Source organism: Microbacterium sp. MRS-1, assembly GCF_000585455.1.
GTDB lineage: Bacteria > Actinomycetota > Actinomycetes > Actinomycetales > Microbacteriaceae > Microbacterium > Microbacterium laevaniformans.
This window is the reverse complement of sequence record NZ_JAUF01000008.1, coordinates 1-14,747: the sequence shown is the minus strand read 5'-3', so window position 1 is coordinate 14,747 and position 14,747 is coordinate 1. Positions and strand designations below refer to the sequence as shown.

Genomic DNA, 14,747 nt, shown 5'->3' with positions numbered 1-14,747 from the left:
CCCGTCACCAGCGGCCGAGGCGGGCGTTGACGACGGCGAGGGCAGCCGGCCCGGCCGTCGAGGTGCGAAGCACCGTGTCGCCGAGGCGGACGGCGGTGGCTCCGGCATCGGCCAGGGCGTCGAGTTCGTCGGGAGCGATGCCGCCCTCGGGGCCGACGACGAGCACGATCTCCGCGCTATCGGTCAGCGACAGGGTGCTGAGGGGCACGGACGCCGTCGGCTCCAGGACCAGCACGCGGGCGTGTGCGGCACGTGCGGCGAGGCCGGCGACGGACACCGGCGTCGACACGCGCGGAACCCAGGAGCGGTGCGCCTGCTTCGCGGCCTCGCGGACGATGCTCTGCCAACGCGCGACGCCCTTGACAGCCTTGTCGCCGCTCCAGCGCGACACGCTGCGCGCCCCCTGCCACGGCACGATCTCGTCGACGCCGAGCTCGGTCGCCGCCTGCACCGCGAGCTCGTCGCGGTCGCCCTTCGCCAGCGCCTGGGCGAGAACGAGACGCGGCGTCGGCGCCGCGGTGACGGTACGGCCGGTCACCGTCACCGCGACGCGTTTGGGGGCGGATGCCGCGACGACGCCCGTGAGCCAGACGCCCGCATCATCGCCGACGGTGACCTCCTCACCGACCCGGACGCGGCGGACGACCGCCGCATGATGGGCCTCGGCGCCGGTGATGATGATCTCGTCGCCCAGAGCCGCATCGGCGACGGCGGGCCCGTCGGTCGGCGGTTCGTCGACGAGGAAGTGCAGTGCCATCTCAGCCGCGGAACCGGTCGCGCAGCTTCGAGAACATGCCCTGGTGGAACTGCGCCAGGCGGGGCGCCGGGGCCTTGGTCTTCTTGGCGAAGTCCTCGATGAGAGCGCGCTCCTTGGCGTCGAGCTTCGTCGGGGTGACGACCTGCACACCGACCCGGAGGTCGCCGCGCGCTCCGCCGCGCAGGGGCGTGATGCCGCGGCCCTTGATCGTCAGGACGTCGCCGGACTGCACGCCGGATCGCACCTCGAGGTCGACCTCGCCGTCGAGCGAGGAGATCGTCGTGTGGGTGCCGAGGATCGCGTCGGGCATCGAGACCTCGAGGGTGGCGAGCAGGTCGTCACCCTCACGGCTGAAGACCTCGTGGGTGGCGACGGTGACCTCCAGGTAGAGGTCGCCGTTCGGACCGCCCGCCGGGCCGACCTCGCCCGAGCCGGGCAGCTGGAGGCGCAGGCCCGTCTCCACGCCGCCGGGGATGTCGACCGACACTGTCCGCCGTGCGCGCACGCGGCCCTGTCCCTGGCACGTCGCGCAGGGGTACGGGATGGTCGTGCCGTAGCCCTGGCACGTGGTGCAGGGCTGCGAGGTCATGACGTTGCCGAGAAGACTGCGCACGTTGCGCTGCACCTGACCCGAACCGTGGCAGATGTCGCACGTCGCCGGCTGGGTGCCCGGCTGGCAGCACGATCCCTCGCAGGTTTCGCACAGCACCGCGGTGTCGACGTCGATGTCACGGTGGGTGCCGAAGACGACATCGCCGAGATCCAGCGTCACCCGCACCAGCGCATCCTGGCCGCGCTCACGTCGCGATCGCGGTCGGCCGGCGCGTGCTCCCCCGCCGCCGAAGAACGTTTCGAAGATGTCGCCGAATCCGCCGAAGCCTGCGCCGCTTCCGCCGAAGGGAGAGCTGTCGCCGCCCATGTCGTAGCGCTGGCGCTGCTCCGGGTCGCTGAGGACGTCGTACGCGTGGGTCACGAGCTTGAAGCGCTCGGACGCGTCCGCTCCCGGGTTGACATCGGGGTGCAGTTCGCGCGCGAGACGCCGATACGCCTTCTTGATCTCGTCGGGGCTCGCATCGCGGGATACGCCCAGGACTTCGTAGTGGTCGGCCACAATCGCCTTTCCTGCCCTTGCGGGCGCGGGTCGGTGTTCGGGAGCGGATCGCTCAGCGGGACGTGTCGTCCTCGTCGAGCAGTCGGCTCAGATAGTGCGCGACGGCGCGGACCGCCGCGAGGTTGGTGGGGTAGTCCATGCGGGTGGGGCCGAGGAGGCCGACGCGCGCGTGTGCACCCGTCGCGTCGTACTCGCTCGTCAGGACGGAGACCTCCGTGAGCCCGAAGGGCTCGTTCTCCCGGCCGATGCTCACCGCGAGTCCCTGCTCGTCGGCGACCATCTCGCCCATCAGACGCAGCAGGGTGACCTGCTCCTCGATGGCCTCCAGCAGCGGATAGATGCTCCCGCGGAAGTCGCTCTCGCGCCGCGCGAGCGTCGCGCTTCCGGCCATCACGAGCCGGTCCTGGCGGAAGTCCTCCAGCTCCTCGCCGACGATGCGCGCGACGGTGCGCAGCGCGGCGTCGATGCGGGTGCCGTCGGGGGCCGACGCCGAGAGTTCGACGATCGCGGCCGCAGCCTCTGCGACGGGCTTGCCCGTGACCAGCCGCGAGATCGCCGTCTTGAGCTGCTGGGCGGCCTCTTCGGTGAGTTCCTCGGCGAGGAAGGCCACGCGCTGGGAGACCCGGCCGGTGTCGGTGACGACGATGACGACGACGCGTGCTCCGCCCAGGTGCACGAACTCGACGTGCGTGACGTTCGCGCGCGCGAACGACGGATACTGCACGATGGCGACCTGTCCGGTGAGCTGCGTGAGGGCGCGCACGGTGCGCATCAGGAGCTCGTCGAGATCGCCCGGATCGCTGAGGAACGACGAGATCGCCGAGCGCTGCGCGGTGGACAACGGCCGCAGGTCGGCGAGATGGTCGACGAACACGCGGTAGCCCTTGTCGGTGGGTACGCGTCCGGAGGACGTGTGCGGCGCGGCGATGAGCTCCTCGTCCTCCAGGAGCGCCATATCGTTGCGGATGGTCGCCGCGGACACGCCGAACTGGTGACGTTCGACGATCGCCTTGCTGCCGACGGGCTCATGGGTGTCGACGTAGTCCTGCACGATCGCGCGGAGGACCTGCAGGCCGCGTTCCGAGACCATCGCTCCTCCTTGTTGGCACTCAGGGTCGTCGAGTGCCAATATTACCGCGATCGGATGGTCAGGCGGTGAGGGCGCGCACCACGGCATCCGCCAGAAGCCGTCCGCGGCGGGTGAGGACGACGCGGCCGCGCACGGCGGACGGTCCGTCGATGAGCCCGTCGGCGATGAGCGCGGCGATCGCGTGACGACCCTCTCCGGTCAGCTCGGACACCGCGATGCCCTCGGCGATCCGCGACCGCAGGAGCACGTCCTCGAGTCGCCGCGCAGCGGCATCCGGGCGCTCGCGAGCAGCCGCAGGAGAGGTGCCGGCGGCGAGGCGCTGTGCGTATGCCGCGGGGTGCTTGACGTTCCACCATCGCAGCCCGTCGACATGACTGTGCGCCCCCGGCCCGTAGCCCCACCAATCCGTGCCGCGCCAGTATGCGAGGTTGTGGCGAGAGCGGTGGGCGGTGTCCGTCGCCCAGTTCGACACCTCGTACCAGCCGAACCCGCTCGATGCGAACGCCTCGTCGGCCAGCTCGTACATGTCGGCCTGGAGGTCGTCATCCGGCGCGGCGACCTCTCCGCGGCGGATCTGGCGCTCGAGCTTCGTGCCCTCTTCGATGATGAGCGCGTACGCGGAGATGTGGTCGGGTGCGAGCGCCACGGCCGCCTCGACCGAACGACGCCAGTCGTCCAACGACTCCCCCGGCGCGCCGTAGATCAGATCGACGCTCACATCGAGGCCGGCCGAGCGCCCGGCGTCGACGGCCGTCTGCACGCCGGCCGGATCGTGGGTGCGCTCGAGTGCGGCGAGCACGTGGGGCACGGCCGACTGCATGCCGATCGACATGCGGGTCACGCCGGCCTCTGCCAGCTCGTGTGCCATTGCGACGGTCACCGTGTCGGGGTTGGCCTCGACGGTGACCTCGGCGTCGGCGGCCAGCGCGAAGGCGGAGCGGATGCCGTCGAGCATCCGGGCCAGATCTCCCGCGGGAAGCAGAGTGGGCGTGCCGCCGCCGAAGAAGACGGTGGATGCCGCGCGGAGGGGCCCCCGCGCCGACAGCACGCCCTGTGAGAGCGCGATCTCGCGGAGTACCTCGTCGGCGTACGCGTCCTGGCGAGCGCCCCGGAGCTCCGTGGCGGTGTAGGTGTTGAAGTCGCAGTAGCCGCAGCGCACGCGGCAGAAGGGCACGTGCAGGTAGACGCCGAAGTCGCGGGCGGGGTCGATCGAGATGTCGGGCGGCAGCGCGCCGTCGATCGGAGCGGGGTCGCCGAGCGGGAGGGCGGAGCCCATCAGGCCGGCGTCGTGTACAGCGGAGAGATGGCTTGCAGGTATCCGCGGAACAGCTCACGACGACGTCGCTTCACCAGAGCCGGAACGACGCGGTAGAGCGTGGCGACGGGACGGTCGAAGGCACGCACCGTGAACCGGACTTCGTCGTTGTCCGCCCAGGTCACGACGAACGATTCCTCGCCGCTGACGACGGAGTCGCCGACCGTCCCCAGAGCGAAGCCGACGCGCCGGGGCTCTTCGATCGCGTAGATGACGCGCAGCTCACCGTCGGCGTTCATGCCCTTGACGTGTCCGCGCACCCGCACCGTCGTTCCCGCAGCCACGTACGGGGTCCCGTCGGCGTCGAAGCGCTGGTCGGCGTCCAGGCGACTCGCGACCATCGGATTGCCGTCGACGTCGTAGCCCACGCCCGTGTACATCGGTCCGGCAGCCGGGCGCACGTCCGAGATCGTGAGGCCCGCTCCGCGCAGCGCCGTCCACGACAGCAGCGCGTCGGCCGATGACTCGAAGCGGGCCTGGCCGCTGCCGAGCAGCCAGGAGTCCTCCGCCGGAACGCTGTTCTCGGGCGGATAGCTCATGAGGTCGTGCGCCTGCGTGGCGCCGACGGCGGCGTAGTCGACCGTGTCGTCCTGAAAGCTTCCGCGACGCATGATGTCCAGCCTAACCGGGGCGTCCGGCTTACTTCTTGTCCTTGCCCTCGACATCACCGGAGAGCGCGGCGATGAAGGCTTCCTGGGGCACCTCGACGCGACCGACCATCTTCATGCGCTTCTTGCCCTCCTTCTGCTTCTCCAGCAGCTTGCGCTTACGGGTGATGTCACCGCCGTAGCACTTGGCGAGCACGTCCTTGCGGATGGCGCGGATGTTCTCGCGCGCGATGATACGCGCGCCGATGGCGGCCTGGATGGGCACCTCGAACTGCTGGCGCGGGATGAGTTTGCGGAGGCGTTCGGTCATGAGGGTGCCGTACGCGTACGCCTTCTCCCGGTGGACGATCGAGCTGAACGCGTCGACCTTCTCACCTTGCAGCAGGATGTCGACCTTCACGAGATCGGCCTCCTGGGATCCGGCAGGCTCGTAGTCGAGGCTCGCGTAGCCCTGGGTCTTCGACTTCAGGTGGTCGAAGAAGTCGAAGACGATCTCGCCGAGCGGCATGTTGTAGCGCAGCTCGACCCGGTCCTCACTGAGGTAGTCCATGCCGAGGAGCGTTCCGCGGCGCTGTTGGCAGAGCTCCATCACCGTGCCGACGTAGTCCTTGGGCAGCAGGATGCCGACCTTGACGACCGGTTCCGAGACGCTCGCGACGCGGCCGTCCGGGTACTCGCTCGGGTTGGTGACCGTGACGGATTCGCCGGTGTCGGTCGTGACCTCGTACGTCACCGACGGGGCCGTGGTGATCAGGTCGAGGCCGAACTCGCGCGACAGCCGCTCCGTGATGATCTCGAGGTGCAGCAGGCCCAGGAATCCGCAACGGAACCCGAAGCCCAGCGCGACGGAGGTCTCCGGCTCGTACTGGAGTGACGCGTCCGACAGCTTCAGCTTGTCGAGCGCCTCACGCAGATCGGCGTAGTCGCTGCCGTCGATCGGGTAGATGCCGCTGAAGACCATCGGCTTGGGGTCGGTGTAGCCGGCCAGCGCTTGTCCTGCGGGCTTGCGGTGGTTGGTGATCGTGTCGCCGACCTTCGACTGGCGCACGTCCTTCACGCCGGTGATGAGGTAGCCCACCTCGCCGACGCCGAGGCCCCGGGTGGGAACCGGCTCGGGGCTGGAGACACCGATCTCGAGCAGGTCGTGGGTCGCTCGCGTGGACATCATCTGGATGCGCTCGCGCGGTTCGAGTTTGCCGTCGACCATGCGGACGTATGTCACGACGCCGCGGTACGCGTCGTAGACGGAGTCGAAGATCATGGCGCGCGCCGGGGCGTCGGCGTCGCCGACCGGCGCGGGGATGCGCTCGACGATGCGGTCGAGCAGCTCCTCCACCCCCATGCCCGTCTTGCCCGAGACCCGCAGCACGTCGGCGGGGTCGCCGCCGATGAGGTTCGCAAGCTCTGCGGCGTACTTCTCCGGATCGGCGGCGGGCAGATCGATCTTGTTGAGCACCGGAATGATCTGGAGGTCGTTCTCCAGCGCCAGGTAGAGGTTCGCGAGGGTCTGCGCCTCGATGCCCTGCGCGGCATCCACGAGAAGGATGGCGCCCTCGCAGGCGGCCAGCGAGCGCGAGACCTCGTACGTGAAGTCGACATGGCCGGGCGTGTCGATCATGTTCAGTGCGAAGGTGCCGTCGGTCGTCGCCCACGGCATGCGGACGGCCTGCGACTTGATCGTGATGCCGCGCTCGCGCTCGATGTCCATACGGTCGAGGTACTGCGCACGCATATCGCGGTCCGAGACCACGCCGGTGATCTGCAGCATGCGGTCGGCCAGCGTGGACTTGCCGTGGTCGATGTGGGCGATGATGCAGAAATTGCGGATCAGCTCTGGAGGGGTCGCAGACGGCTCGAGAGGCTTCAGGGCGCGGGGTGACATGTCCCGAGCAGTCTACCGGCGTCTGCGGCGGCGCCCCCGCGCCGCTGCGCGCGGGACTCTAGCGTCCCCGTCGCGCGACGCGCCAGGGCCGCGCAGGATGAGAAAGAGCTAACCGCTCATTCTCTTGCCGCCGCGATCCGCGCCACAGAAGCTCGATCTCACGTTCGATGGGACCGGATGTCGTGCGGCGTTCACTTCGGTGAAACCTTTTCGTCTCACAGCCACCTCATCATCGGCACTCAATCACCGAAGAGGACCGCCGTGTATGCGGCTGTCCGCTGTTGCATGCGAAATCAGGGAGAACACGTGTCAGATCCGACACCGGACGCCATGCGTCCCACCGCCGAGAGGCGGAAGCGACGCTCGTTCGTCGCCGCCATCACCGCCGGAGCCCTCGCCCTCACCGGCGCGGGTCTGGCCGCTCTTCCCGCTCGGGCGGCGGTCTCCGCGGACGCCGCCGTGCTCATCAACGAGGTCTACGGCGGGGGCGGCAACAGCAAGGCCACCTACACGCACGACTTCGTGGAACTCGTGAACGTCTCGTCGGCGCCGGTCAGCCTCGACGGCTGGACGCTGCAGTACGCCGCAGCAGGCGGCGACAACAAGTTCTCGGCGCAGCCCCTCAGCGGCACCATCGCCGCCGGACGCACATTCCTCGTCCAGGAGGCGAAGGGGCAAGGCGGGACGACGCCCCTTCCCACACCGGATGCCGTCGGCTCGCTCGCGCTGAGCGGGACGACCGGCAAGGTCGCCCTCGTCTCCAGCTCGGCCGCCATCACCGGGCCGAACGATGCGGGCGTCGTCGACTACGTGGCCTGGGGAGACTCCGCGACACCCGCGGCCGGCTCCCCCGCTTCCGCGACCGAGAACGCGACCAGCATCTCGCGTAACGCGTCGCACACCAACACTGCCGTCAACAGCGCGGACTTCGCCGTGGGCGCCCCCACTCCGCAGAACTCCGCCTCCGGCGCGGAGCCGACGCCCGGGCCGACCGGTACCGCGTCCCCCACTCCCCAGCCCACGACGACGTCCACCCCGACGCCGCAGCCGACGTCGACGGGAACCCCCGGCACCGAGACGATCACATCGATCGCCGCGATTCAGGGATCCGCCGACAAGACGCCGCTGAACGGTCAGACGGTTACGACGGAAGGCGTCGTCACCGCTCACTACGCGACGGGCGGCTACAACGGCTACGTCATCCAGACGCCCGGAACGGGCGGCACGGTCGATCTGAGCACCCACACGGCATCCGACGCCATCTTCGTCTATGCGAAGACTTCGGCCGTGGCCAGCGAGGTCGCACTCGGCGACACCGTGCGCGTCACCGGCACGGCGGGCGAGTTCAACGGGCTTACCCAGCTCACCGTCGACGCCGGCAAGGCGACGAAGATCGCGGATGCTGCGAAGCCCACCCCCGTCGTGCTCACCACCTGGCCGAGTGCCATCACTCAGCGCGAGAGCCTCGAGTCGATGCTCGTCAGCGTCTCGAGCACCTTCACGGTCACCAACACCAACAACACGAACCGGTACGGCGAGGTCGGCCTTGCGGCAGGCGCGGGCGTTCTTCGTCAGCCCACCGACGTCGCGCGGCCCGGATCCTCCGAGGCCGAAGCCGTCGCGGCCGACAACCTGGCCCGCGGCGTCATCCTCGACGACGGCGGTTCGCTCGACTACGCCGCGCGGGCGAACAAGGGTGCGGGCGCGCTGCTCAACGGCGACCTGACTCCGGCCTATGTCTCGCTCGACAAGCCGGTCGTCGTCGGCGGCACGGCATCGTTGAGCGGCACGTTCGTGCTCGACTACCGCAACAACGCATGGAAGCTGAACCCGGTGTCCTTCCTCGCCGGCGATGGCAAGACGCAGGGGCAGGCGAGCTTCACCAACCCGCGCACCGCGGCTCCCGCCTCGGTCGGCGGTGACCTCAGCGTGGGTTCGTTCAACGTGCTCAACTACTTCACGACGCTCGGCTCGTCCGATGCGTCCTGCCAGCCGTACACCGACCGCGCCGGCGTCGGCACGAACGTGCGCGGCGGCTGCGACCTGCGCGGTGCGTGGGGTGCGGCGGACCTCGCCCGTCAGCAGTCGAAGATCGTCTCGGCCATCAACACGCTGGATGCCTCGGTGGTCGGTCTCATGGAGATCGAGAACTCGGCCAAGTCCACGCCGTCGACGCCGGACAAGGCCGTCTCGACCCTCGTCGCGGCGCTCAACGCCGCTGCGGGAAGCGAGAAGTGGGCCTACGTCCCGGCATCCGCTCAGCTGCCCGATGCGTCGCAGCAGGACGTCATCCGCAACGCGATCATCTATCAGCCGGCACGGGTCGCCCCGGTCGGCGATGCGCTCGCGCTGGGGACGCAGTCCGGCTCAGGGCAGGCCTTCGACAACGCACGCGAGCCGATCGCGCAGAAGTTCGCGCCCGCGGGTGGCGGCGAGCCGTTCCTGTTCGTCGTGAACCACTTCAAGTCGAAGGGTTCCAGCGGCGCCAGCGGATCGCAGGCCGACCAGAAGGACGGCCAGGGTGCCTGGAACCCGGCGCGCGTCGCTCAGGCGACCGCTCTGCGGGACTGGGTCTCTTCGATCACCACGACCGGCGAGGCCGCCATCCTCGTCGGCGACTTCAACTCCTACACCCAGGAGGACCCGCTGAAGGTCCTCTACGACGCGGGCTACACGGATGCCGAGTCGGCGCTGAAGGTGGGGCGTTCCACCTACTCGTTCGACGGTCTCTCGGGTTCGCTCGACCACGTGCTGCTGAACGTGGCGGCCGGCAAGCGCGTCACCGGAGGGGATGTCTGGAACATCAACTCGGGCGAGTCGGTGGCGCTGGAGTACAGCCGCTACAACAACCACGGCACGCTGTTCTGGCAGGACGGTCCGTATCGCTCGAGCGATCACGATCCGCTGAAGGTCGGTCTGTCCGCGCGCAAGAGCGCACCGACGATGATCGACATCCTGACGATCAACGACTTCCACGGTCGCATCGAAGCCGGTAGCCAGGGCGAGGCGGGAGCCGCCGTTCTCGCCGGGGCCGTCGCCGCCAAGAAGGCGAAGAACCCGAACACGATCCTGGTTTCGGCCGGCGACAACATCGGGGCGTCGACCTTCACCTCGCTGATCCAGCAGGACAGCCCGACCATCGATGCTCTCAAGGCGTCCGGCCTGGAGGTGTCGGCTGTCGGCAACCACGAGTTCGACCGTGGCTTCGACGACCTCAAGGGCCGCGTTCTGCCGCGCTTCGGCGGTAACACCGACGTCAAGAACGTGACGCCGGAGCAGATCGCGGCGGGCTCGCCCTACGCGCTCGGCGCCAACGTGTACCAGAAGGGCACGAAGACGCCGGCGCTCCCGGAGTACGCCGTGAAGACGATCGACGGCGTGCGCGTCGCGTTCATCGGCACCGTCACGACCGACACGGCACGCATGGTCGATCCGCAGGGAATCAAGGACATCGACTTCGGCGACCAGCTCGAGGCGGCCAACCGCGTCGCCGACAAGATCTCCAACGGTGATCTGGCCGATGTCACGGTGCTGCTGACGCACTCCGGGTCGTCGGTGTCGAACCAGTGCGATGCGGTCGCCACCGACCCGTCGGACTTCGGCACCCTCATCCGCGGGGCATCCAGCCACATCGACGCCATTGTCTCCGCGCACACGCACCAGACATACGCGTGCAACGTGCAGGTGGGCTCCAGCGGGAAGCTGCGACCGGTCATCCAGGCGGCGGAGTACGGCAAGGCGCTCGGCCAGCTGTCGCTGCAGTACGACACCGACGCTCACGAGCTGGTGTCGGCGACCGGATCGACGCAGGCGCTCGCCAAGGCCTACCCGGCCGATGCGGCGGTCGCCTCGATGGTCGCCGGCTTCACCGCGCAGGCCATCACGATCGGTTCCAAGCCGGTCGGTGCCATCACGGCTGACATCCTGCGCGGCGGGAAGGGCGGCTCGGACCGCGGAGTCGAGTCGACGATGGGCAACACCGTCGCCGACATCTACCTCTGGGCCACGAGCACCAACCCGGCCTACGCGGGCACGAAGGCGCAGATCGCGCTGATGAACCCGGGTGGACTGCGTGCCGACCTCTTGCGGACCGGAGACGGCACGGTGACCTTCAAGGAACTCGCCGCCGTGCAGCCGTTCGCGAACACGCTCGTCACGGTGACCCTCACCGGTGCCCAGCTGAAGGACATCCTGACGCGCCAGTGGCAGTCGACCGGCGACCGTCCCAAGCTGCACCTGGGCGTCTCGAAGGGCTTCACCTACGAGTACACCGAGGATGCACCGCTCGCCGGCCAGACGGCGTCGCGGTCGGGACACATCGTGTCGATGTCGCTGGATGGGAAGAAGATCAGCGACGCCGACACCTTCACGGTGGTGACGAACTCGTTCCTCGCCAACGGCGGGGACGGCTTCACGCCGTTCGCGCAGGGAACCGCCCGCACCGACACCGGTCAGGTCGACCTCGACGCGACGCTCGCCTACGCAGCGGCGGTCAAGCCGATGGCGCCCTCGCCGGTCGGACGCGCTGTGCTGGTCACCACCACCGCACCGACGCCGGACCCGACCTCGAGCGCGTCCCCGACCGGTTCGCCCTCCCCGACGGGCGCCCCGACCGGTGCGCCGTCTCCGTCGCCGTCGACGACGCTGCCGAGCACCGGCGGTGCGGCGGCGGGTGTGTCGAGCGCGGGGCTGTCGGCCGATGGGCGCATCGAGCGCGGCGCGTCGTTCACGGTGACCCTCACCGGGCTGGGCGCGCGCGAACAGGTGGTCGCCACGCTGAACAGCGATCCGATCGTCATCACCGGCATCCCGGCCGCTGATGCCGCGGGCCGCGTGACGTTCACCGTGACCGTGCCGTCGACGCTCCCGCTGGGTACTCACCACCTCATCGTGTTGGGTGCCGACGGACGGGTCGTGCTGAACCTTCCGCTGCAGGTGGTCGGCGAAGGCACACTCGCCACCACGGGCGCCGAGCTCCCCTGGGGTCTCGCGCTCGGCGGAGCGTTCCTGCTCGCGGCCGGCCTGCTGCTCGCGATGACACGTCGTCGTCGGAGCCTCATGGGCTGATCGCTCGCACCCGAGGCCCCGGCCCCGCTTCGGCGGGTGTCCGGGGCCTCGTGCGTGCCTGCGCGCACGTCGGGTCCGGCGCCGCACCGACTGCTTAGGCTGAAGACCATGGCGACGACGGTGGTGATGGTGCACGGCATCCGTACCTCGGCGACGATGTGGCGCGCGCAGGTCGAGCATCTGCACGGCCGCGGCATCGACGCGGTCGCGCTCGATCTCCCGGGCCACGGTGCGCGGATGGGCGAGCCCTTCACGCTCGACGGCGCATTCGCGACGATCGACGGCGCGGTGCGCGATGCCGCCACACGCGGTCGTGTGCTGCTCGTCGGCCACTCCATGGGCGGTCTCGTGTCCATCGAGTACGTCGGCGCGGCGGAGCGCCCGCCGGTCGACGCGTTCATCGCGGCATCCTGCACCGCGATCCCGCGCGGCGTGGCGCTGCAGACCTATCGCACGCTCGCTCGCGGCTTCGATCGGCTTCCCCGCCGCGGCGCACCGATCGCCGAGTGGGTGCTCGATCGCACGCTGCCCGTCGAGACGAGGGCCGACTTCGGCGCCGGTGGGTATGCGTATGACGCGCAGGACACCGCGCTGCGCAGCCTGTCGGTGCTCGACCTGCTCGCCGCGCTGCGTCGCATCGCGGTGCCGACGTGGTTCGTGAACGGGCAGTTCGATCAGTTGCGCATCAACGAGAGGCTGTTCACGTCTCTGGTGCCCGCCGCGGAGCTCATCGTGGTGCCACGTACCTCGCACCTGGTCACCGCGATGCGTCCGCGGGTCTTCAACGCCGTTGTGGATCTGGCGCTGGCGACGATGGATGCCGGGACTCAGCCCGCACCATCAGGGTCATGAGTCCGCCGAGCACCGACAGCACGGCGCCGCCGAGGAACAGCAGCCAGAACCCCCCGACGGCGGCGACGAGGCCGGCGCCGACGAGCGGTCCCAGCAGCTGCCCCAGGCTCGCCGCAACGGTGACGAAGCCCAGGTCGCGCGCGCTGTCCTCGGCAAACGGCAGGAGGTCGGTGCCGAGTGCGAGCCCGACGGCCATGTATGCGCCGTACCCGACGCCCAGCAGTGCGGCCGCCACGAGGGCGATGTCGAAGGACGGGAACACCGCGAGCAGCAGAGCGGCAGCGCCCTGCACGAAGGCCGCGGCGACCGTCATGCCGCGTCGGCGTCCGGTGCGGTCCGAGATCGCCCCGGCGACGACGGAGGCCACGACGACGAAGACGGTGTAGACGACGATGAGCAGCAGCAGTTCGTCCTGCGCGTCGGCCGGGTCGCGGTGCAGCCCGTAGAGAAGGAAGAACAGCAGCAGGCCGGTACCGAGCGCGTTGCCGATGTTGACGACGAGACGCCCCCACAGCATCCACGCGAAATCGCGGTCCCGGAATGCGGCGAAGCGCTCCGCGGCGGAGAGACGGGTGCGTGCGGTGGCGGAAGCGGCGGGTGCGGGCGGGTCGGGCAGCAGCAGGGCGCCGAGGCCGCCCGCGATCAGCAGGACGCCGCCGAGGACGAGATACCCCGCGATCACGCCCAGGCCGAGAAGGACGATGACCCCCACGCCGACGACGACTCCGAGGGCCTGCGAGGACGAGATCGAGGCGGAAGCGGTGCCGCGCTGCTCGGTGAGCTGGTCGGCGATCATCGCGGTGAACGCTGCGGATGCGACGGCGAGACCGACGGAGACGCCGATCCACGAGATCGCCACCGTCCACGGGCCCGTGGCGAACGCGAGGCCGATCAGCGAGAAGACGCCCAGTACCACTCCCCCGAGCGCCCACGGACGACGCCTGCCGAAGGCGCCGCGGGTGCGATCGCTCATGCCGCCGGCGAGTGGGCCGGCGATGACACCCGCGAGGCCGCCGGCTGCCAGAACCGTCCCCGAGGACACCACTCCCGAGATCCACCGGTCGGCGTCGCCGGGGGTGTTCAGCTGCAGCGGGATGAGCAGCTGCAGCGGGGTCAGCTGGGCTGTCCAGATCGCCAGCCACGCGAGGGTGAACAGTGTGAACCATGCGGCACCGGCGCGTCGGGGCGCGTTCCGGGTGCTCGGGTCTGGCGAGGCGGCAGTCACGGCGACTCCTTCGTCGGCGGGCCTCGTCGATGAGGCCGAACGAGCCGATTATGCCGCACGCCCGGCGCCGGAGCCCGCATTGCGGGGGCGGCGCGCGGCGACCTGATAGACTCGGTGATTGGCTTGCGTGTGGGTCCCACCCCGCACGCCGCCGGAGGCGTCCCTCTACCGCTACCCCGGCACATCCATCGAAAACCGAACGAAAGAGCCGTCGAACGTGGCGAACATCAAGTCGCAGATCAAGCGCAACAAGACCAACGAGAAGGCGCGCGAGCGCAACAAGGCCGTCAAGAGCGAGCTGAAGACCGAGGTGCGTCGCACCCGCGAGGCGATCGCCGCCGGCGACAAGGCCGCTGCCGAGAAGGCGCTCGCGAAGGCGTCCAAGAAGCTCGACAAGGCCGTGAGCAAGGGCGTCATCCACGAGAACCAGGCCGCGAACCGCAAGTCGTCGATCGCGAAGCAGGTCGCCGCTCTCTGAGCCGCGTCCACATCATCGAAGGCCCGTCCCCGCATCCGCGGCGGCGGGCCTTCGTCGTCGGTGGGCACGGTGCACGCGCGTGAGCGAGCGCGTGTTCGTCGGTCCTGTCTGGTCGTTCATTCGTGACGGATGCGACCAGACGGGACGGATGAGCGCGGGGTCGGATGCGCCGCAGAGTGACGGATGCGGCATCCCCCGCGCTCAGGCGCCGTAGGGGGCGCGGGTGGCGATGATCGTGATGAGGCGCTCCACGGCGAAGACGGGATCGCGTGAGGCGCCTTTGACCTCGGCATCCGCCCGCGCCGCCGCCTGGATGGCGAGGCCGAGGCTCGCCTCGTTCCACCCCGTGAGGTCACGACGGG

The 14,747-nt window shown here is 69.7% G+C and carries 10 protein-coding genes and 1 pseudogene; 3 read left to right on the top strand and 8 right to left on the bottom strand.

What is annotated here, in order from left to right; translation table 11 throughout:
* Positions 1–4 precede the first annotated feature (4 nt).
* Genes AS96_RS01795 through lepA form a run of 6 tightly spaced genes read right to left on the bottom strand, consistent with a single transcriptional unit; the run spans position 5 to position 6,763 of the window.
* The gene (locus tag AS96_RS01795; RefSeq protein WP_036285006.1) at positions 5–757 is read right to left on the bottom strand and encodes a 16S rRNA (uracil(1498)-N(3))-methyltransferase; all 753 of its coding nucleotides are present in this window, start codon (positions 755–757) and stop codon (positions 5–7) included.
* Between the two features lies 1 nt (position 758).
* Entirely contained in the window at positions 759–1,868 is a 1,110-nt protein-coding gene (gene dnaJ / locus AS96_RS01790; protein ID WP_036285004.1) for a molecular chaperone DnaJ, read from the bottom strand.
* A gap of 52 nt (positions 1,869–1,920) precedes the next feature.
* Positions 1,921–2,958, bottom strand: a complete 1,038-nt coding sequence (gene hrcA, locus AS96_RS01785) for a heat-inducible transcriptional repressor HrcA (protein ID WP_036285002.1) — start codon at positions 2,956–2,958, stop codon at positions 1,921–1,923.
* A 58-nt stretch (positions 2,959–3,016) separates the two neighbouring features.
* Complete coding sequence (gene hemW / locus AS96_RS01780) at positions 3,017–4,234, bottom strand: radical SAM family heme chaperone HemW (protein WP_036284999.1); 1,218 nt, start codon at positions 4,232–4,234, stop codon at positions 3,017–3,019.
* A complete protein-coding gene (locus tag AS96_RS01775; RefSeq protein WP_036284996.1) occupies positions 4,234–4,884 on the bottom strand; it encodes a DUF1990 family protein in 651 nt (216 codons plus the stop codon). Before AS96_RS01775 ends, hemW begins: the two co-directional genes overlap by 1 nt.
* A 28-nt stretch (positions 4,885–4,912) precedes the next feature.
* Positions 4,913–6,763, bottom strand: a complete 1,851-nt coding sequence (gene lepA, locus AS96_RS01770) for a translation elongation factor 4 (RefSeq protein ID WP_005049411.1) — start codon at positions 6,761–6,763, stop codon at positions 4,913–4,915.
* Between the two features lie 306 nt (positions 6,764–7,069).
* Here lepA and AS96_RS01765 point away from each other — a divergent pair, with 306 nt between their 5' ends.
* Complete coding sequence (locus tag AS96_RS01765; protein ID WP_231477043.1) at positions 7,070–11,830, top strand: ExeM/NucH family extracellular endonuclease; 4,761 nt, start codon at positions 7,070–7,072, stop codon at positions 11,828–11,830.
* A gap of 108 nt (positions 11,831–11,938) precedes the next feature.
* A complete protein-coding gene (locus AS96_RS01760; protein ID WP_005049408.1) occupies positions 11,939–12,682 on the top strand; it encodes an alpha/beta fold hydrolase in 744 nt (247 codons plus the stop codon).
* Here the strand turns inward: AS96_RS01760 and AS96_RS01755 are convergent.
* Positions 12,612–13,907, bottom strand: coding sequence for an MFS transporter (locus tag AS96_RS01755; RefSeq protein ID WP_036284991.1), 1,296 nt, complete (start codon positions 13,905–13,907; stop codon positions 12,612–12,614). The genes AS96_RS01760 and AS96_RS01755 overlap by 71 nt on opposite strands.
* Before the next feature lie 217 nt (positions 13,908–14,124).
* Between AS96_RS01755 and rpsT the strand changes: the two genes are divergently transcribed.
* Complete coding sequence (gene rpsT, locus AS96_RS01750; protein WP_036285140.1) at positions 14,125–14,385, top strand: 30S ribosomal protein S20; 261 nt, start codon at positions 14,125–14,127, stop codon at positions 14,383–14,385.
* A 201-nt stretch (positions 14,386–14,586) separates the two neighbouring features.
* Here rpsT and AS96_RS15955 read toward each other — a convergent pair.
* Positions 14,587–14,747: pseudogene (locus AS96_RS15955) on the bottom strand (DNA polymerase III subunit delta); the annotation flags it as partial.

Bases quoted from the DNA above. Each gene is read 5' to 3' on its own strand.
- AS96_RS01795 (WP_036285006.1), bottom strand. From the start codon at position 757: ATGGCACTGCACTTCCTCGTCGACGAACCGCCGACCGACGGGCCCGCC.
- hrcA (WP_036285002.1), bottom strand. From the start codon at position 2,958: ATGGTCTCGGAACGCGGCCTGCAGGTCCTCCGCGCGATCGTGCAGGAC.
- hemW (WP_036284999.1), bottom strand. From the start codon at position 4,234: ATGGGCTCCGCCCTCCCGCTCGGCGACCCCGCTCCGATCGACGGCGCG.
- AS96_RS01775 (WP_036284996.1), bottom strand. From the start codon at position 4,884: ATGCGTCGCGGAAGCTTTCAGGACGACACGGTCGACTACGCCGCCGTC.
- lepA (WP_005049411.1), bottom strand. From the start codon at position 6,763: ATGTCACCCCGCGCCCTGAAGCCTCTCGAGCCGTCTGCGACCCCTCCA.
- AS96_RS01760 (WP_005049408.1), top strand. From the start codon at position 11,939: ATGGCGACGACGGTGGTGATGGTGCACGGCATCCGTACCTCGGCGACG.